The 18,358-nt window shown below is 69.0% G+C and carries 19 protein-coding genes; 11 read left to right on the top strand and 8 right to left on the bottom strand.

Annotation, left to right across the window (positions count from 1 at the left end; all coding sequences use genetic code 11):
* Positions 1-185 precede the first annotated feature (185 nt).
* The 6 genes from AB0F43_RS37425 to glgX all read right to left on the bottom strand — a co-directional run bounded on the left by AB0F43_RS37425 (position 186) and on the right by glgX (position 5,697).
* Positions 186-1,076: a transglutaminase domain-containing protein gene (locus tag AB0F43_RS37425; protein WP_360488444.1), complete on the bottom strand. Its 891-nt coding sequence runs from the start codon at positions 1,074-1,076 to the stop codon at positions 186-188.
* The gene (locus tag AB0F43_RS37430) at positions 1,076-1,918 is read right to left on the bottom strand and encodes a MerR family transcriptional regulator (protein WP_360488447.1); all 843 of its coding nucleotides are present in this window, start codon (positions 1,916-1,918) and stop codon (positions 1,076-1,078) included. Before AB0F43_RS37430 ends, AB0F43_RS37425 begins: the two co-directional genes overlap by 1 nt.
* A gap of 40 nt (positions 1,919-1,958) precedes the next feature.
* The gene (locus AB0F43_RS37435; RefSeq protein ID WP_360488450.1) at positions 1,959-2,345 is read right to left on the bottom strand and encodes a hypothetical protein; all 387 of its coding nucleotides are present in this window, start codon (positions 2,343-2,345) and stop codon (positions 1,959-1,961) included.
* On the bottom strand, positions 2,342-2,752 hold the full coding sequence (locus AB0F43_RS37440; RefSeq protein ID WP_360488453.1) for a MarR family transcriptional regulator: 411 nt from the start codon (positions 2,750-2,752) through the stop codon (positions 2,342-2,344). The genes AB0F43_RS37435 and AB0F43_RS37440 overlap by 4 nt, the downstream gene beginning before the upstream one ends.
* A gap of 28 nt (positions 2,753-2,780) precedes the next feature.
* Positions 2,781-3,551 (bottom strand): SGNH/GDSL hydrolase family protein, encoded by a 771-nt coding sequence (locus tag AB0F43_RS37445; protein WP_360488456.1) that lies wholly within the window; start codon positions 3,549-3,551, stop codon positions 2,781-2,783.
* Between the two features lie 61 nt (positions 3,552-3,612).
* Positions 3,613-5,697: a glycogen debranching protein GlgX gene (glgX, locus tag AB0F43_RS37450; protein WP_360488459.1), complete on the bottom strand. Its 2,085-nt coding sequence runs from the start codon at positions 5,695-5,697 to the stop codon at positions 3,613-3,615.
* Positions 5,698-5,885: 188 nt separating this feature from the next.
* On the opposite strand from glgX, the gene AB0F43_RS37455 reads away from it, so the two are divergent.
* The 6 genes from AB0F43_RS37455 (at position 5,886) to AB0F43_RS37480 (ending at position 11,644) form a co-directional block, all read left to right on the top strand.
* Positions 5,886-6,908, top strand: coding sequence for a Gfo/Idh/MocA family oxidoreductase (locus tag AB0F43_RS37455; RefSeq protein WP_360488462.1), 1,023 nt, complete (start codon positions 5,886-5,888; stop codon positions 6,906-6,908).
* On the top strand, positions 6,905-7,942 hold the full coding sequence (locus AB0F43_RS37460) for a Gfo/Idh/MocA family oxidoreductase (protein WP_360488465.1): 1,038 nt from the start codon (positions 6,905-6,907) through the stop codon (positions 7,940-7,942). Before AB0F43_RS37455 ends, AB0F43_RS37460 begins: the two co-directional genes overlap by 4 nt.
* A 91-nt stretch (positions 7,943-8,033) precedes the next feature.
* Positions 8,034-8,813 (top strand): enoyl-CoA hydratase-related protein, encoded by a 780-nt coding sequence (locus tag AB0F43_RS37465; RefSeq protein ID WP_360488468.1) that lies wholly within the window; start codon positions 8,034-8,036, stop codon positions 8,811-8,813.
* Between the two features lies 1 nt (position 8,814).
* The gene (locus tag AB0F43_RS37470; RefSeq protein ID WP_360488470.1) at positions 8,815-9,810 is read left to right on the top strand and encodes a methyltransferase domain-containing protein; all 996 of its coding nucleotides are present in this window, start codon (positions 8,815-8,817) and stop codon (positions 9,808-9,810) included.
* A 9-nt stretch (positions 9,811-9,819) separates the two neighbouring features.
* Positions 9,820-10,677, top strand: a complete 858-nt coding sequence (locus AB0F43_RS37475) for an acyltransferase (RefSeq protein ID WP_360488473.1) — start codon at positions 9,820-9,822, stop codon at positions 10,675-10,677.
* Complete coding sequence (locus tag AB0F43_RS37480) at positions 10,670-11,644, top strand: hypothetical protein (protein ID WP_360488476.1); 975 nt, start codon at positions 10,670-10,672, stop codon at positions 11,642-11,644. The genes AB0F43_RS37475 and AB0F43_RS37480 overlap by 8 nt, the downstream gene beginning before the upstream one ends.
* A gap of 60 nt (positions 11,645-11,704) precedes the next feature.
* On the opposite strand, the gene AB0F43_RS37485 is transcribed toward AB0F43_RS37480, so the two are convergent.
* Positions 11,705-12,427, bottom strand: a complete 723-nt coding sequence (locus AB0F43_RS37485; RefSeq protein ID WP_360488479.1) for a class I SAM-dependent methyltransferase — start codon at positions 12,425-12,427, stop codon at positions 11,705-11,707.
* Positions 12,428-12,546: 119 nt separating this feature from the next.
* On the opposite strand from AB0F43_RS37485, the gene AB0F43_RS37490 reads away from it, so the two are divergent.
* Both AB0F43_RS37490 and AB0F43_RS37495 read left to right on the top strand, forming a co-directional pair.
* Positions 12,547-13,341, top strand: a complete 795-nt coding sequence (locus AB0F43_RS37490; protein ID WP_360488482.1) for an electron transfer flavoprotein subunit beta/FixA family protein — start codon at positions 12,547-12,549, stop codon at positions 13,339-13,341.
* A gap of 14 nt (positions 13,342-13,355) precedes the next feature.
* On the top strand, positions 13,356-14,312 hold the full coding sequence (locus AB0F43_RS37495) for an electron transfer flavoprotein subunit alpha/FixB family protein (RefSeq protein ID WP_360488485.1): 957 nt from the start codon (positions 13,356-13,358) through the stop codon (positions 14,310-14,312).
* A gap of 124 nt (positions 14,313-14,436) precedes the next feature.
* Here the strand turns inward: AB0F43_RS37495 and AB0F43_RS37500 are convergent, their stop codons facing one another.
* On the bottom strand, positions 14,437-14,913 hold the full coding sequence (locus tag AB0F43_RS37500) for a pyridoxamine 5'-phosphate oxidase family protein (protein ID WP_360488488.1): 477 nt from the start codon (positions 14,911-14,913) through the stop codon (positions 14,437-14,439).
* A gap of 165 nt (positions 14,914-15,078) precedes the next feature.
* On the opposite strand from AB0F43_RS37500, the gene AB0F43_RS37505 reads away from it, so the two are divergent.
* From AB0F43_RS37505 to AB0F43_RS37515, 3 genes are read left to right on the top strand one after another with little or no spacing between them, the layout of a single operon-like run.
* The gene (locus tag AB0F43_RS37505) at positions 15,079-16,281 is read left to right on the top strand and encodes a cysteine desulfurase family protein (protein WP_360488490.1); all 1,203 of its coding nucleotides are present in this window, start codon (positions 15,079-15,081) and stop codon (positions 16,279-16,281) included.
* A complete protein-coding gene (gene mnmA / locus AB0F43_RS37510; RefSeq protein WP_360488493.1) occupies positions 16,281-17,372 on the top strand; it encodes a tRNA 2-thiouridine(34) synthase MnmA in 1,092 nt (363 codons plus the stop codon). Before AB0F43_RS37505 ends, mnmA begins: the two co-directional genes overlap by 1 nt.
* Positions 17,369-18,349 carry a methionine synthase vitamin-B12 independent gene (locus AB0F43_RS37515; RefSeq protein ID WP_360488496.1) on the top strand — a complete coding sequence of 327 codons (981 nt, stop codon included), beginning with the start codon at positions 17,369-17,371 and terminating at the stop codon, positions 18,347-18,349. Before mnmA ends, AB0F43_RS37515 begins: the two co-directional genes overlap by 4 nt.
* The last annotated feature ends 9 nt before the right edge of the window (positions 18,350-18,358 follow it).

The following is an 18,358-nucleotide window of genomic DNA, read 5'->3' on the forward strand; positions in this document are numbered from 1 at the left end:
TCCCTGCGGGATCTTCGACCCTTGACCCACACCGCCACGACCAGGAGGGCGCAGCTATCCCGGAGCTGCTCACCCGAGTGGTCGCAGTTGGGGGTCACCCCAGCCGGGCTAAACCGCCCGCGGAACCACACCCACTGTGACCCAAGAACCGACCCGCACCCCGAAAACCCCGCCGAGCCCAAGCATCAAGGCCGAACCAGATCAATCCACACATGCGGCGCCCCAGTAGGCGACGTGACGTAGGACCGCCCGGTAGGCCGCAAGTCCGGGTTGGCCTCGTACCGGTCGGCGAGTTCCTTCGTGGCGGTTTCGTCTCCGTTGTCGGAGGCAACCAAGAGCTCAGCGACTTCGTCGGTGAGGTGGACGTCGGCGCCGTCGAGGGTGTCGGTCATGGTGCCCCAGTTGTCCCAGAGGAGGAGTTCGTCGCCGTGGAGGTGGGCGAGTTGGAAGTGGACGTAGTTGCGGATGAACCAGCCGCCGCCGATGGGGGAGCCGGGGTCGATGCCGAACAGGTTCTCGTCGAGGTCGCCGGAGCGTACTCCCAGCCACACCTCCGCCGCCGAGAGGAACGGGCCGCCGCGGGGTGACTTGAGGAAGGGGCCGCGCGGCATGTCCTGTACGTCGAAGGGGTGGCCGGAGGCCGGGTCGAGTTGGGCGTCGATCATCACCCAGCGGTCGCCGTTCCAGTACTCGACGACGACGTGGTCGTGGTTGTAGCCGTCGCGGAAGTAGTCGGAGAACCCGATCCGGCTGCGGGCCGGGATGCCCTTGTGGCGAAGGGCCGACACGGTCAGCAGCGTGTAGTCACGGCAGCAGCCGACGATCCGGTCGAAGGGGTCGCGCGGTTCGGCCAATGGCTTGCCGTTGCGTTTCTGATCTGTCGCCAGCATCGACGAGACCCATCGGTGGTCGATCTCGGCGAGCCGGTCGCCAGTGAACTGGATCCCGCCGCCGCGGTAGTGGATCACCAGGTTGCGAATCACCGCCGCGATACCGGCGACGTCGTCGGGCAACGCGTCGTACAGGTGCGCGTACACACCTGGATCGCTGTACGAGGTCTGAACGGCGTAGTCCATCAATGTTTCCCTTCGGGACTGCGTGGAGCTGAGGAAATGGGCAGGGCGATGTCGACGGCCGGCTGGTCGCGGGGGAGCAGGTGACAGTCGGGCAGGTAGACCTCACGCGGCGGGCCGGCCGTGGAGACTCCGGCCGAGCGGACCCAGTCGCCGACGAGGTCGTAGGCGAGCATGATCCGCGGGTACGCGCACTCGTCCATCGTGATCGTGCAGTACGCCTCCCGGTGGGACGGCTCGACCCGGATCGCGATCGGCCCGGACGGATCCACCAGGCCCTCGAACGGCACACACACCTCGACCGTCGCCTCGGCCTCCGGGGTGACCGCGCCGTGGTAGATCACCCACGACCCACCGGTCAGCGTCGCGCCGGCGTCGGTGAGGTGCCGGCGGATGTCGTCGGTCGAGGTCACGATCACCCCGACCAGCGACTGCTGATCGGTGTCGCTCCGGATCGCCGCGATCTTCGTTTCGGGTACGTCGCGGGTCAGCACCGGCCGGGGTGACAACCCGGGCGTTCCGGACCGCGAGAGCCGGTCCCGCAGGTACTCCAGCGTCGCCCGCCGGGCCGCCGTGGTCGCCTCTTCGGCCGCCCACCACCGGTCCAGCCGGATGAGTGCCTCTTCGTCCGATCCCGCCAGTACTTCGGCGATCGTGGTCAACGGCATGTTCAACTGCCGCAGCACACTGATCCGCCGGGCCCGCTCGAGCTGCTCCTCGTCGTACAGGCGGTACCCGTTCGACGGGTCGACCTGGGCAGGCGGGAGCAGCCCGGAGACGTCGTACAAGCGCAACGCCTTGTGCGACAGCCCGGTACGCCGCCCGAACTCGCTGATCGTCAACACGCGACCACCAAACCCCCTGCCCCAGGGGCAAGGTCAAGATTCACCCTGGGAACGCGTGCAGATCCGGCTCGACCCACCCTGTCCGCGCGGCCGGTGAAGCCAACGTGCGCGAGTGGTAGAACCGCGTCAGCAGCCGCTTGTCCATCAGTCCCGGATTACGTCGCAACAACTCGTCGAAGCTCTCACCCGGCGCCTCGGCCATGTGGTACGCCGTCAACTCCACCCACGCCCGGCTGACCGTCGCGTTGTACTTCTGCGGTACGCCGGCATACCGAGCCGTCCGCTGGATCCCGTCACTGATCAGCTCCACCGCGGCGGCCGTCCCACACCGCCGTACGGCGAGCCACGTCAGCTTCACGTGCTCCCGATGCCCGAACCGCTCCGCGGAAGCCATCACTTCGCCCATCAACTCATCGAACGTACTCACACCGCACCCAAGGCCGTCAGCACTCGCCGTGCCTGTCTCACCGAGCCCGGCGCGATCCCTGCCAGCGCTCGCTCTTCCAGTTCCGCGTACGCCCGCTGCACCCGGCCGGCGCTCTTCACGCCGGCCGAGGTCAGCGAGATCTCCACCGCCCGCCGGTCACCCGGCCGCGGCGCCCGCTCGATCTGCCCCTTCTGCTCCAGCCGGTCCAGTACGCCGGTCAACGTGGTCGGCCTGACTCCGGCCGCTGCCCCGAGCTCCGACACGGTCCGGCCGCGACCGTCGGCCAGATTCGCCAGCACGTTCAGCTCCGAAGCCGTCAGCCCCAGCTCGGCCAGCTCCGTCCCCAGCACCTGCAGCGTCGCGTGGGTCGCCCGCTGCAGCACCACCAGCAACAACTCATTCTCCACGGATCCAGATTATCCGGATCCGTAGTATTCAGCCAGTCACTTCAGTCGGCAGCGCGGCAAGCAGGGCGTCGGCGTGGCGGCGGTAGCCGAGGTTGTTGGGGTGGAAGCTGTCGGGGGCGAGCAGGCCGCGCCACGGTGGGCGGGCGTGGCGGGAGACCCGGGCGACCGGGAGACCGCGGCCCGTCGCGGTGGTGGAGATGAACTGGTTGATCCCGGTGACGTACGGGCTGCACACACCGCCGACCCGCCAGAACCGGTCCGGAACGGTCAGGTCCATCACTACCGACGACGACGGCAGCCGGTCGATCACCGAGCGCAGTTGCTCCCGGAATCGGCGAGGCGGCGTGGCGAGGATGTCGTTGTTGCCGATCCCGCACGTCACCAGGTCGGCCCCCAGTCCCTCGACCAAGGGAAGCTGGTCCTCGAGCACGTGCCGCGTCTGCGCACCGGACCGGGACAGGTTGACCACGCGCCACGGACGACCGGTCCGGCGCAGGGCGTTGAGCACCTGGCCGACGTACCCGTGCAGGGGTGTCGAAGCGCCCAGCCCCTGCGCCGTCGAGTCCCCGAGCACGACCCACAACGGTCCATCGGCCGCGAGAGCCTGATCGTTGTGCCGGAGCCAGAAATCCGCGTACGTCCGGGCTTGGACGTCGACGTACGCGACCCCGTCCAGCCATCGCCGCAGCGTCGGTCCGGTGGGCCTGCGGTCCGCGTCACCCCAGTGCATCACCGCTCGGTGCAGCGCGCCGATCGGCGTCGTACGTTCGCGGACGGCCCGACGGCGCAGCAGGAACATCGGTCCCCCAGAGATGAACAGAAGGTGACCGGTGAATGTACTGCAGGAAGGTTAACGCCCCTCAGAGTGCGCGCAGCAGCACCAGGCAGCGGGGAGCGAGCGGAACGGTGGCACCGGCCTCGACCTCGGTGACCATCGAGTTGCTGGTGTCGAGCACCACCTCGTACGCCGGAGCCCAGGAAGCATCCGGTACGACGACCTGCCGCGTCTCGGGCGTCGCGTTCAGCGCCAGCAGGAACGAACTGTCCGTCAGCGCGTTGCCTTCGGCATCGGTCGCCCGGAGCGCGTCGCCGGCCAGGAACATCCCGATCGTCCTCAGGTTGCCGTCGTACCAGTCGGCCTCGGTCATCTCGCCACCGTGCGGCGCGATCCAGGACAGGTCCTTGCGGCCACCCGGTACGACGGGTTCCCCGGAGAAGTAGTGCCACTGCCGCAGGACAGGATGCGCCGTCCGCAGCGCGATCAGCTTCTTGGTCAGCTCCAGGTGATCCGCCCAGAGACCCGGCAGGCTCCAGTCGAACCACGAGATCTCGTTGTCCTGGCAGTAGGCGTTGTTGTTGCCGTGCTGCGTCCGCCCGCACTCGTCGCCGGCGGTGATCATCGGTACGCCGGTGGACAGGATCAGCGTGGACATCAGGTTCGCCATCTGCCGTTTGCGCAAGGCGATCACGGCCGGGTCGCCGGTCTCGCCCTCGACCCCGCAGTTCCAGGACCGGTTGTCGTCGGTGCCGTCCCGGTTGTCCTCGTGGTTCGCCTCGTTGTGCTTGTGGTCGTAGCTGACCAGGTCGCGCAGGGTGAACCCGTCGTGCGCGGTGATGAAGTTGATCGACGCGTACGGGTACCGCCCGTCGTCGCCGTACAGGTCACTGGATCCGGACAGCCGGTAGGCGAGGTCCTTCACGCCGTCGGACGTGTTGCGCCACACGTCGCGCACGCTGTCGCGGAACTTGCCGTTCCACTCCGACCACGGGGTGCCGAAGTTGCCGACCTGGTAGCCGAACGGGCCGATGTCCCACGGCTCGGAGATCAGCTTGACCCGGCCGAGCACCGGATCCGCCGCGACCTCGGCCAGGAAGGGATGGTCGACCGTGTCCACCTCGTGCCGCTCGTTGCGGATCAGCGTCACGGCCAGGTCGAACCGGAAACCGTCGACGCCCATCTCCTCGACCCAGTAGCGCAGCGAGTCCATCACCAGCCGGCGCACCTGCGGGTGTGAGGTGTCCACCGAGTTGCCGGTGCCGGTCACGTCGTACGTCGTCCCGCCGTGGCCGAGCCGGTAGTACGCCCGGTTGTCGATCCCGCGGAAACTCAGCGTCGGTCCGTCGAAACCGCCCTCGGCGGTGTGGTTGTAGACCACGTCGAGGATCACCTCGATGCCGGCGGCATGGAACGCGGCCACCATGGCCTTGAACTCGGCGACCTGCTCACCGCGGGAACCCGACGACGAGTACGGCGCGTGCGGCGCGAAGTACCCGAGGCTGTTGTACCCCCAGTAGTTTGGCAGCCCGCGCGCCGCGATGGCCGGCTCGGTGAGGAAATGATGGATCGGCAACAACTCGACCGAGGTGACGCCGAGGTCGGTCAGATAGTTGATCACCGACGGATGCGCCAGGCCGGCGTACGTCCCGCGTTGATGCTCGGGTACGTCGGGATGCAGCTTGGTGAAGCCCTTGGTGTGCAGTTCGTAGATGACCGTCTCGCCCCAGTGCACCGGGCGGCTGATCGGGGGCGGCGGCTCCGACCCGGCGACGACCACGCTGACCGGGACGTGCCCGGCCGAGTCGCCGTCGGAGGAGTCGTAGATCAGTGGGCTGGAGTAGTCCAGCGTGCCGTCGACTGCTCGTGCGTACGGGTCGAGCAGCAGCTTGGCCGGGTTGAACCGCAGACCGTGCGAGGGATCGAACGGGCCGTGCACCCGGTAGCCATACCGTTGCCCATGGCCCACTCCGGGGACGAACCCGGTCCAGGACTCACCGGTATGGGCCAGATCCAGGTTCCGCTGGCTGCCGTCGTCGGCGATCAGCGTCAGCTCGACCCGCTCCGCGGCGGGAGCCCACAGGGTGAACGTGGTGCCATCGGTCTGGACCACAGCCCCCAGGTGGAGCCCGGTGTCGAGAGCACTCGGGGCGGCGGTCGCTTCGGTCACCGGCACATTCTGCACAAGACCTCTCAAACCGTCGCGGGCGCAGGGTGAGTTATCGATAACGATGGTGGTTGTGTTCATGGGACGGTAGTTGCGAACGTCTGTGCGCAATGATACGAAAGGATCGTTACTAAATTACCCATGCTGGTGCCAAGCTAAGCAGGATTTCCCGGACTCGAGTAAGGGACCTCATGTCGGAACAGTTGGCCGATCTGACCGTCGGCCTGATCGGCGCGGGCAACATCGCGCACGTGCACGTGTCGGCCTGGAAGGCACTCGGCGCCCGCGTCCTGGTGCACTCCGAGGCCGGTGCGGCCGAGCTCGCCGAGCAGTACGGGCTGGAGGTCGCGCCGTCACTCGACAGTGTCTTGCAGCAGGTCGAGTTCGTCGACGTCGTGACCCCGTCGCCGACGCACAAGGAGATCGCGCTGGCCGCGATCAAGGCCAGCCGGAACGTGATCTGCGAGAAGCCGCTGACGCTGACCGCGGCCGACTCGCACGAGGTGATCGCGGCCGCCGCGGCCGCCGGAGTGAAGGTCTACCCGGCCCATGTGGTCCGGTTCTTCCCGGCCTACAGCGCGGCGTACGACGCTGTCCGGGCCGGCCGGATCGGCGAGGTCGCGGTGGCCCGGTTCTTCCGCCAGGCGTCGTCCCCGGCCGGTGCCGGGTGGTACCGCGACGTGGCCCGCTCCGGCGGCGTGATCATGGACCTGATGGTTCACGACCTCGACCAGGCCCGTTGGCTGTGCGGCGAGGTGACCAGTGTGTACGCCGTCCAGAACCCGCCGACCGTGGACGGGATCAGCCCGGTCAACGTCGCGGCGCATGTCACGCTCACCCACGACACCGGTGCGATCAGCCATTGCCGTGCGACCTGGGGTGCGACCGGGACCAAGTTCCAGTCCGGGTTCCACGTCGCCGGCGCGTCCGGCGTACTGAAGTACTCCTCCGAGACCGACACCGGGTACGCCGAGGAGCTGCAGGACGGTGCGATCGGCGGCGACCTGCTGATCCCGGCGTCGACGCTGGGGGAGAGCCCTTACCTGACTCAGCTTCGTGAGCTCGCTCTTGGTCTGCGCGGCGGGCCCGAGCCCCGAGTGCTTGCCTCGGACGGCGCGACCGCGGTCTACCTGGCCGAGGCTGCCCGGTCGTCCATGGAGACCGGCCGCACCATCGACATGACAACCTTCGACCCGTCGGGAGCAGTGGCATGAAGGTCGCGATCGCCTCGTTCGCTCACACCCACGCCTCGTCCTACGCGTCCCTGCTCGGTGCCATGCCGGATGTCGACGTACTGTCGGCCGACCCGGACGGCGGGTCCGCACCGGATGCGGGTCCCCGCGGCGCGGAGTTCGCCGCGAAACACCAGGTGGCGTACGTCGATTCGTACGACGAACTGTTCGACTGGCGCCCCGACGCCGTCGTGGTGACGAGCGAGAACGCGTTGCACCGCGAGTTGGTCGAGCGGGCCGCGGCTGTCGGTGCGCACGTGCTCTGCGAGAAGCCGCTGGCCACTGAGGTCGCCGACGGCGAGGCGATGCTGGCCGCCTGCGCAGAGGCCGGCGCGATCCTGATGATTGCCTACCCGGTTCGCTTCGCGCCGTCGTACCTGCGGCTGCGCGCCTCCGTTGAGGCCGGGAAGCTCGGCGACGTGTTCGCCGTACTGGGCACGAACAACGGGAAGATCCCGTACGACCAGCGGCAGTGGTTCACCGACGCCAAGCTGGCCGGTGGGGGAGCGCTCGTCGACCACACCGTGCACTGCGCCGACCTGATCGACGGCCTGACCGGTGGTGCCTCGGCCACGCGGGTCTACGCGGCCGCGAACCACGTTCTGCACCAGGACAAGAGTGTCGCGGTAGAGACCGGTGGGCTGGTCACGATCACCTACGACAACGGGCTGTTGGCAACCATCGACTGCTCTTGGAGCGTGCCGGACAACGGCCCGACCTGGGGTGGCGTGTCCCTGCAGGTGACCGGGACCAACGGATCGGTGGAAATCGAGCCGTTCCTCCCGCACGTCGGCGGGACGGATGCCGCGGGGGAGGTGTTCCTGCCGATCGGCACCAACCTGGACGCCTCGATGCTGCACACGTTCCTGACCGCGGTGCGCGAGTCGGGCCCGGCGGTGGCCGGCACGACGCCGGCCGTCGTACCGCAGCCCGATGGCGCGGTCGGCCTGCGGACGCTCCGGATCGTGGACGCGGCCCGGCGGTCCGCGATCTCGGGTCAACCGGTCGATCTGTAGCCTCCCCCGCAGTACAAGTGTGTGGAGTGGTCCGGTACGGTTCCGGGGATGTGACCGGCGGGTAGGACCCCGAGCTGTAAGGAGCGAGGCGATGGGCGAGTTCGTCAACCTCACCGTGAGCGACGGTGTCGGCACGATCCGGCTGGATCGGCCGAAGATGAACGCGCTGAACGTCCAGGTCCAGGAGGAGATCCGGACCGCCGCGCTGGAGGCGACGGCGAACGACGAGGTCCGCGCGGTGGTGATCTACGGCGGCGAGAAGGTGTTCGCGGCCGGCGCGGACATCAAGGAGATGGCCGACATGTCGTACGCCGACATGGTCAAGCGCTCCGGGCCGTTGCAGTCCTCGCTGTCCGCGGTCGCCGCGATCCCGAAGCCGACGGTCGCGGCCATCACCGGGTACGCACTCGGCGGCGGCTGCGAGCTGGCCCTGTGCGCGGACTACCGGATCGCCGCCGAGGACGCCAAGCTCGGCCAGCCGGAGATCCTGCTCGGCATCATCCCCGGCGCCGGCGGGACGCAGCGGCTGTCCCGGCTGATCGGTCCGTCCAAGGCCAAGGACCTGATCTACACCGGCCGCTTCGTGGACGCCGCGGAGTCGCTGTCGCTGGGACTGGTCGACAAGGTCGTGCCCGCCGCGTCGGTCTATTCGGAAGCTGTCGCCTGGGCGTCGCAGTTCTCCCGCGGTGCCGCGCTGGCGCTGCGGGCCGCCAAGGAGGCGATCGACGCCGGGCTCGGGGTCGACCTGCAGACCGGGCTGGAGATCGAGCGGCAGCAGTTCGCCGCGCTGTTCGCCACCGAGGACCGCGGCATCGGGATGAAGTCCTTCGTCGAGAACGGCCCGGGCAAGGCCGAGTTCAAGGGAATCTGACGTGACCACAACTTCTCATGGCTCCGCCGAGAAGCCCGCTGCCACCGCCGAAGAGGTCGAGGCGGCCTGGAACGACAACAAGCTCGCCCAGGTGCTGTACCACGACTGGGAGGCGTCGACGTACGACGAGAAGTGGTCGATCTCGTACGACGAACGCTGTGTCAGCTACGCGCGGGACCGGTTCGTCGCGATCGCCGGATCGGACGGCTGGCCCTACGGCAAGTCGTTGGAGATCGGCGCCGGCACCGGCTTCTTCACGCTGAACCTCAAGCTGGCCGGCGTTCTGGACGAGGCGCACGTCACCGACCTCTCACCCGGCATGGTCGAGGCGGCCAAGAAGAACGCGAAGACCCTCGGGTTCGCGATCGAGGGCCGGGTCGCGGACGCCGAGAAGCTGCCGTACGACGACGACACTTTCGACCTGGTCATCGGGCACGCGGTCATCCACCACATCCCGGACGTCGAGCTCGCCTTCCGCGAGATGCTGCGCGTGCTCAAGCCGGGCGGGCGGTTCGTCATCTGCGGCGAACCCACCCGGTACGGCGACTTCGTGGCCCGGCGGTTGTCGCGCTTCACCTGGTGGGCGACGACGAACCTGACCAAGCTGCCGGCGCTGACCGAGTGGCGCCGTCCGCAGTCGGAGCTGGACGAGTCGTCACGGGCCGCTGCTCTGGAGGCTGTGGTCGACCTGCACACGTTCGACCCGGACACACTGGCCCGGATGGCCGGTCGGGCCGGGGCGGTCGACGTACGGACGGTCACGGAGGAGTTGTTGGCCGCCTGGGTCGGGTGGCCGATCCGGACGTTCGAGGCCGCCGTACCGGAGCAGAAGCTCGGGTTCGGGTGGCGGATGTTCGCGTACAAGTCATGGCTGCAGCTGTCGAAGGTGGACAAGCTGCTGTCGGCCGTCGTACCCGACGAGCTGTACTACAACGTCTCAATCACTGGTGTGGCCCGGACCGGGGCGGCGGGGCGGGGACGGAATCCAGAGCAGTAGGGTGACCTGATGCGGTTGCTGACCGCGGCGAATCTGCGCTGGGTGGTGCGCCATCGGGCGTGGACGCCGTACTACCTGAAGCGCTACTGGCGGTTCGCCTGGTTCAAGCTCCGTCACCCTGGTGTGGTCACCGAGGGATTCGTCTTCCTGGGCAAGAAGCTGGAGGTCGTCGCGCGGCCCGGGCACGGCCGGATCATCCTCGGCAAGTGGGTGCACCTGGGTGACGAGACCCGGCTGCGCGCGCACGAGGGGACGCTGCGGATCGGCGACAAGGTGGTGTTCGCCCGCGACGTCACGGTCAACTGCTACCTGGACATCGAGATCGGCGCGTCCACGCTGATCGCGGACTGGACCTACATCTGCGACTTCGACCACAAGACCGAGGACCTCGGCCTGCCGATCAAGGACCAGGGCCTGGTCAAGTCGCCGGTCCGGATCGGCCCGGACTGCTGGCTGGCCACCAAGGTCACCGTCACCCGCGGAACCGACATCGGCCGCGGCGTGGTGATCGGCGCGAATAGTGTTGCCCGTGGCAACATTCCTTCGTACGCCGTCGCAGCCGGGGTGCCGGCCGTGGTCGTCGCCGACCGCACCGCCCGGTTCGCCGCCGACGCAGCCCGCCGGGCCTACCTGGCCGGACTGGCCGAGGCGAACGACCGGATTGCGGCCCGGCTCCGTGCCGGTGAACCCGTTGAGCCGAGTAGGGACGGCGTACCGGGGGAAACTGAGGGTGATGGCGGTGACGCGGCGGGTGAGGGAGTTGACGACGAGGGGTTCTCAAGTTACTCACCAGTCGGGCACTATGTCCCCCACGTTCGGTCGCACACCGACCGGCTGACCGTCGGAGAGGAGATCCAGCGTGGCTGACCAGAGCGGGACGGACGCGGCTGGGCGGTCGCCGCTCGACCAGGCGGCGGCCGACTCGATCACCCCGGCTGAACCGCCGGCGGCTCGAGAGATCGGTGTGAACCGAAGGCTGGACCCAGAAGTGCAGGCAGTGGACGGCAGGACGGCTTCACCGGCCCCGCTCGCGGGTGCCCGGCGCAGGTTGTCGCCGCGCCCTGTCCCGGTCAGCCGGCGCAGGAGAGCGCCGGCGCAGGAGACCACGACGGCGACGGACGAGGAACCGACCCCGGCTGAGGAGATGGACGACGTGGGTACGCACGACGAGAAGGCGGCTGCTGACAAGGCGGTGACACCGCCCGAGGAAGCAGCCGACAGCAGCAAGGACAGCGCCGGCGAGGCGGGCGGCCGTGGGGCGACCGCGACGGCGACGAAGTCGGCCCGGCCGAAGACCGCGGCGGAGATCGTCGCCGAGCAGCGGGCCCGGGAGAAGGCCGCGGCCGAGTCCTCTTCATCGGCATCGGCTGCGGGTTCGCCTTCGGCTTCGGGTTCGGGTTCGAAGGATCCTGGGGAGACCGCGGTGACCAAGCCGGTGGCCAGGGTGTCCTCCAGCACTGCGAAGACGGGTGCCGCGGGCAACAAAACGACGTCGGTCAAGACCACGTCCGCGGGGAAGAGCAAGCAGGCGCTGAGTTCGGTGGGCTCCGGAGTGCGGAGGCTGCGGAACCTGATCGCCTCGCTGATCTGGCTCGCCGCGGTGATCGCGGCCGCGGTGCTGGCGCTCGGTGCGCTGTTCACCGCTCTCGATCAGACGAACCAGAGCAACGAGATCGTGCGCTGGGTGCTGGAGCGCGGGCACGATCTGGTGGGCCCGTTCAAGGACCTGTTCCGCCTCGAGACCGCCAAGAACACCCTGCTGGTCAACTGGGGCATCGCGGCGCTGGTCTACCTCATCGCCGGCAAGATCCTCGAACGCTTCGTCCGCCCATAGCTCGCTGGCGGATTATTTCGCCGCTGGCGTGCTGCAACCCGCCAGCGGTGCAACAACCCGCTACCGAGGGTGTGCCACGAGGACCAGGTCGAGGGAGTCGTCCAGGTTGCCGGGGCGGATGACGAAGTCTTCGTGGGTGGTGCTCCGGACCAGTTCGGTCAGGTTGTCGTCCCAGGCGTCGTACCCGGTCGCGAGCTGGGCGTCCACGCAGGAGCCGTACTGCGCTTCCCACGTGCGCAGGCGGTTGCGGTGGTGGAGTCCGAGTGCGTGGGTGATCTCGAAGTGCGGCTCGAGCAGTTCGGTGAATTCTGCAGCCGTCAGCTCCCGGGTGTGGTACCAGTTGCCGCTGGGGAACGTCAGCCGGTTCGGCGTACTCAGCACCAAGGTGCCGGCCGGATCGAGGATGCGCGCGCACTCGGTGACGAACCGCGGCTGCTCCCACAGGTGCTCGATCGTCTGCAGCGAGGTGATCAGGTCGAAGGTCGCGTCGGCGAACCCGGTCTGGACGAGGTTGCCGCGCACCACATTGACCTGTGGATAAGCCCGGCGGACGTGCCGAAGAGTCGTATCTTCATAGTCGAGACCGGTCACGGAGTCCGCCCCGGCCAGGCGGAGCAGCTCCGCGCCGTAGCCCTCGCCGCAGCCGGCGTCGAGGACGCGACCGGTGGGTGACAGCTGGGCGGTGATCCAGCGGTAGGCGGCGTCGTGGCGCGCGAACCAGTAGTTCTCGTGCCAGATCCCGGGCGCTGTTCTCTCGCCGGTGAGCGGTAACGTCTCGGTCACCCGAGTCAGACTAGTGCTGGGCCGGACTGTGATGGGACTCGCACGGGAATATGTTTCTCGTGAGTAACATCCGTGGCAGGCTTGGGAGAGACCGTTAACCAGAAGGGGTCCCACACGCTATGAAGATCGTCGTCTGCGCGAAGTTCGTGCCGGATGCCACCGCGGACCGCCGCTTCCGTCCGGAGGACAACACGGTGGACCGCGCCGGTGTCGACGGGCTGCTGTCCGAGCTGGACGAATATGCCGTCGAGACCGCGCTCACTGTGAAAGAAACTGGCGGGGACGCTGTTGATGGCACAGTGACCATCCTCACGGTCGGCCCGGAGCAGGCCGCCGACGCGGTGAAGAAGGGTCTGCAGATGGGCGCCGACGCGGGTGTCCACGTGATCGACGACGCGATCCACGGCTCGGACGCGGTGGCCACCTCGCTGATCCTGGCCAAGGCGCTGGCCAAGCTCGAGGCCGACCTGGTCGTGTTCGGGATGGGCTCGACCGACGGGTCGATGGGGGTCGTGCCGGCGATGGTGTCGGAGCGGCTCGGGCTGCCGGCCGTGACACTGGGCTCGGAGGTGACCGTCGACGGCCAGACCGTGCGGATCCGCCGCGACGGCGACACCGCGAGCGACACGGTCGAGGGCACGCTGCCGCTGGTGCTGAGCGTCTCCGACCAGGCGAACGAGCCGCGGTACCCGTCGTTCAAGGGCATCATGGCCGCGAAGAAGAAGCCGGTGCAGACCTGGTCGCTGGCCGACCTGGAGATCCCGGCCGACCAGGTCGGTGGCTCCGCGGCCTGGACCGAGGTGGTCGAGGTGACCGCCCGGCCGCCGCGCACCGCCGGCACGATCGTCACCGACGAGGACGGTAGCGGTGCTACCCAGCTCGTCGACTTCCTGTCCACCAACAAGTTCCTCTGAGGGGCGATCAGTTCATGTCGAACGTTCTGGTTCTCGTTGACCACACCGCCGGCAAGGTCCGCAAGACCACCGCGGAGCTCCTCACCATCGCCCGCCGCCTCGGTGAGCCGGTCGCCGTCTTCGTCGGCGACGGTGTGCAGGAGGCGCTGCCGGCGCTCGGGCAGTACGGCGCGACCAAGGTGATCGCGCTGACCAACCCGGAGCTGACCCAGTTCCTGGTGGCGCCGAAGGCCGAGGCGCTGCAGCAGGTCGCGGCCAAGGTCGAGCCGGCCGCGATCCTGATCTCGTCGAACGCCGAGGGCAAGGAGATCGCCGCCCGGCTGGCGGTCAAGCTCGACTCCGGCCTGATCACCGACGCCGTCGACGTCCAGGCCGCCGACTCCGCTCCGGTCACCACCCAGTCGGTGTTCGCCGGCAACTACACGGTCCAGGCCAAGGTCACCCACGGCACCCCGATCATCACGGTCAAGCCGAACGCGGCCACCCCGGAGGCGGCCGAGACCTCGCCGGAGGTGGAGGAGTTCGACGTCACCATCTCCGACGCCGCCAAGACCGCGCGCATCGTCGAGTCGAAGCCGCGGGAGGCGACCGGCCGTCCGGAGCTGACCGAGGCGGCGATCATCGTGTCCGGTGGTCGCGGCACCGGTGGTGACTTCGGCCCGGTCGAGGCGTTCGCCGACTCGCTCGGCGCCGCGGTCGGCGCGTCCCGCGCGGCCGTCGACTCGGGCTGGTACCCGCACGCCTACCAGGTCGGCCAGACCGGCAAGACCGTGTCCCCGCAGCTGTACGTCGCGGCCGGTATCTCCGGCGCCATCCAGCACCGGGCCGGTATGCAGACCTCGAAGACCATCGTGGCCGTCAACAAGGACGAGGAAGCCCCGATCTTCGAGCTGGTCGACTTCGGCGTCGTCGGCGACCTGCACAAGGTCCTCCCCGCCGCCACCGAGGAAATCACCAAGCGCAAGTCCTGACTCCCAGGCTGGGTCTCTACCCCCGGGGACCCAGCCACCACCCCGGCCGGAGTTCACCCCTCGATCTCCGGCCCTCGACGGCCCGGCCCGGCACCCCTCCCGGGCCGGGCCGTTACCACTGCGCCTAGCTCCAGACGCGGCGGCGGGAGTCGATCCCGGTGCCGTACTCGGGGTCGCGGCCGCGGATGAGGAGCCAGTGGTCGGTGGCTCTGGCTCGGTAGAGGCGGAGGTCGGCAGGGGCGCGGAGTTCGTCGGCGGTGAAGCTGCGCAGCCCGGCGAGGCGGGCCGAGTAGAACGCGGCGCCGCGCTCGAGTTCGTCGTCGGGGACGAGTTCCGCGCGGGCGCGCAGGTAGACGGCCGATGCCTGGCCGACGGCCACGCTCGAGTCGTAGATGGCGATGCTGACGTCCGGGTCCCGCGCGACGTTCACCGAGTGCTCGGCATCCGGTGAGGACACCCAGTAGAAGTCGGCGTGCCCGTCCGGCGTGAAGTACACCGGCGTGACCCACGGCCGGCCGTCCGCGTCCACGGTGGCCAGCGTCATGTACTTGTTCGCTTCGATGACCGCGGCCGCCCGCTGGTCGAGGATCTCCTGTGTCATGACTGCTCCTTTCCGGTACGACGACCAGACTGCGGGCCGACGATACGGAAAGTCATCCGTGGTCACCACCGATCCACCGAGCACGCCCCTATACAGCGGCTGGTGTCCCACCGCTGAGGCCCGAGGAGCGGGAACAACCACGGCGGACATACCCTTGAAGCCGATATGACTTCTTCCGACCGTCGCACGGTGTACCTGGACCACGCGGCGACGACTCCGATGCTGCCGGCGGCGATCGAGGCGATGAGCCATCACCTCGCGCGGACCGGCAATGCGTCGTCCCTGCACGGCTCCGGCCGCGCCGCCCGCCGGACGGTCGAGGAATCCCGCGAGACGATCGCCGCCGCGCTCGGTGCGCAGCCGAGTGAGGTGGTCTTCACCTCCGGCGGCACGGAGGCCGACAACCTCGCTCTGAAGGGCCTGTGGTGGGCCCGCCTGGCCGAGGACCCGCGCCGCCGCCGGATCCTGCTCAGCGGGATCGAGCACCACGCCGTACTGGATCCGGCCGTCTGGCTGGCGCGGCACGAGAAGGCCGAGATCGAGTGGCTGCCCGTCGACGAGCTCGGCCGGGTGCGGCCCGACGACGTACGGCGAGCGATCGAGGCGGACCCGGAGTCCGTGTCGTTCGTCACGTTGATGATGGCGAACAACGAGGTCGGCACGATCCAGCCGGTCCGCGAGGTCGCGGCGCTGGCTCGTGAGTACGACATCCCCGTGCACACCGACGTGGTGCAGGCGGTCGGGCAGCTTCCGGTGGACTTCGCCGAGCTGGGAGTCGACGCGATGACGGTGTCCGCGCACAAGCTCGGCGGCCCGTACGGCATCGGTGCGCTCGTCGTCCACAAGGAGACGAAGCTGACGCCGGTCCTGCACGGCGGCGGCCAGGAGCGCGACGTACGGTCGGGCACCCTCGACGCGCCCGCCACCGCAGGGTTCGCGGTGGCGGTGGAGCACGCGGTCAAGCACCAGGCGGACGAGGCGCGCCGGCTCACCGAGCTGCGGGACGCGCTGGTCAGCGGGATCGTGAACACCGTCGAGGGCGCGCAGCTCTCGGGTGACCCGACGGACCGCTTGCCCAACAACGCACACTTGTCCTTCAGCGACTGCGAGGGCGACTCGCTGTTGCTGCTGCTCGACGCCCGCGGTATCGAGGTCTCCACCGGGTCCGCGTGCAACGCCGGGGTCGCCGAGCCGAGTCATGTCCTGCTGGCCATGGGGTACGACGACCAGCGGGCGCGCGGGTCGCTCCGGTTCACGCTCGGGCACACCACCACCCGCGCCGACATCGACGCCGTACTGGAGAACATCGGGCCGGTGGTGGAGCGGGCCAAGTCCGCCGGTCTGCAGAACGTGGGAAGGAACAGCTGATGCGGGTACTCGCAGCCATGTCCGGCGGAGTCGACTCCGCCGTCGCGGCGGCGCGGATGGCCGAGGCCGGGCACGACGTGGTCGGAGTGCACCTGGCCCTGAGCCGGAACCCGCAGTCGTACCGCAGCGGCGCCCGCGGCTGCTGCACGATCGAGGACTCCCGCGACGCGCGCCGGGCCGCGGACGTGATCGGCATCCCGTTCTACGTCTGGGACCTGGCCGAGCGGTTCCACGCCGACGTGGTCGAGGACTTCGTCAGCGAGTACGCCGCCGGCCGCACGCCGAACCCGTGTCTGCGCTGCAACGAGAAGGTGAAGTTCAGCGCCGTACTCGAGCGTGCCCTGGCGCTGGACTTCGACGCGGTCGCGACCGGGCACTACGCGCGGATCGTCGAGACCGAGCACGGGCGTGAGCTCCACCAGGCAGTGGATCCGGCGAAGGACCAGTCGTACGTGCTCGGCGTACTCACGCAGGAGCAGTTGAAGCACGCGTTCTTCCCGCTCGGCGACACGGTCAAGACCGAGGTGCGCGAGGAGGCCGAGCGACGCGGGCTGTCGGTCGCGGCCAAGCCGGACAGTCACGACATCTGCTTCATTGCCGACGGCAACACTCCCGGCTTCCTCAGCAAGCACCTGGGCGAGGCGCCCGGTGACATCGTCGACGCGCAGGGCAACAAGCTCGGCGAGCACAAGGGCACCCACGGCTTCACCGTCGGGCAGCGCAAGGGCCTGCGGATCGGTACGCCGGCCGCCGACGGCAAGCCGCGGTTCGTGCTGGACATCAGCCCGGTGGACCGGACCGTCACGGTGGGATCGCGGGAGGAGCTCGCGGTGTCCTCGCTGATCGCGTCCAAGCCGCGGTGGTGTGGTCCCGCGCCGACCACCGAGCTGCAGGTGAAGGCGCAACTGCGGGCGCATGGCGAGCAGGTCGCCGTCACCGCGCGGGTCGAGGGGGACGAGGTGCTGGTCGCGTTCAACGAGCCGACGTCGGCCGTCGCGCCCGGTCAGGCGGTCGTCCTGTACGACGGCACCCGGGTGATCGGCTCGGCGACGATCGACACGGTGTCGCGGGTGGCGGCACAACACGCATGACGACAACCGGGCTGGGTTCGCTACCTGGTGACGACATCCGCGAGTGGACCAAGGTCCTGCTCGACGCGGTGGACATCCCGTTCCTGGCTGAGCTTCCGGCGCGTCCGTACGGCGACATGCTGAGCCGGGCGGTCGCCGTACTCACTGAGCTGGCTGTCGACCTGCAGCCGGCCGGGTGGCGGCTCACGGGTGGCAGTGACCCCCGGGCGAGTCTGGACCAGCGGCGGGCGCGGTCGTTGCTCGCTGAGGATCTGGATGTGCTCGAAGAGCTAGCGGACGGCTACACCGGGCCACTGAAGCTGCAGCTGACCGGTCCGTGGACCCTGGCGTCCACGGTCGAGCGGCCGCGTGGCGACAAGGCGCTGGCGGATCACGGCGCTCGGCGGGACTTGGCGGAGGCGTTGGCGCTGGGGCTTGGTGAGCATGTAGCCGAGGTACGACGCCGTGTGCCCGGGGCGGAGCTCGTCGTACAGGTGGACGAGCCGGGGCTTCCCGCAGTACTCGCTGGAGCAGTCCCCACGGCTAGCGGTTGGAGCAAGCACCGTTCTGTCGACGGTCCAGGCGCTGTGGACCTGCTCAGCCTTGTCACGTCGGTGGCGCCGACGGTGGTGCACTGCTGCGCTGCCCGGCCGCCGGTGGAGGTGTTCACCAAGGCAGGCGCGACCGGCGTCGCCGTTGACGTCTCACTCCTCACCGAGGCCGGCTGGGAGCAGATCGCCCTCGCCGCTGAAGCCGGCACCACGCTCTACGCCGGTCTGGTCGCCACCACCGGCCCGATCCCCAATCCCGAGCAGGCGGCCGATCCTTTGGTACGCCGCTGGCGCGAAATCGGCCTGGATCCCCAACTCTTGAAGCAGGTCGTCATCACACCCGCCTGCGGCCTGGCCGCCTCCCCATCCCCGGCCGACGCACGCTCCCGCCTGGCCCTCCTACGCCGTACCGCGGAAGCCATCGCCGAAGCAGCCGACAACACCTGAAACGTCGGT

Source organism: Kribbella sp. NPDC023972, from assembly GCF_040639075.1.
In the GTDB taxonomy this organism is placed as follows: Bacteria; Actinomycetota; Actinomycetes; order Propionibacteriales; family Kribbellaceae; genus Kribbella.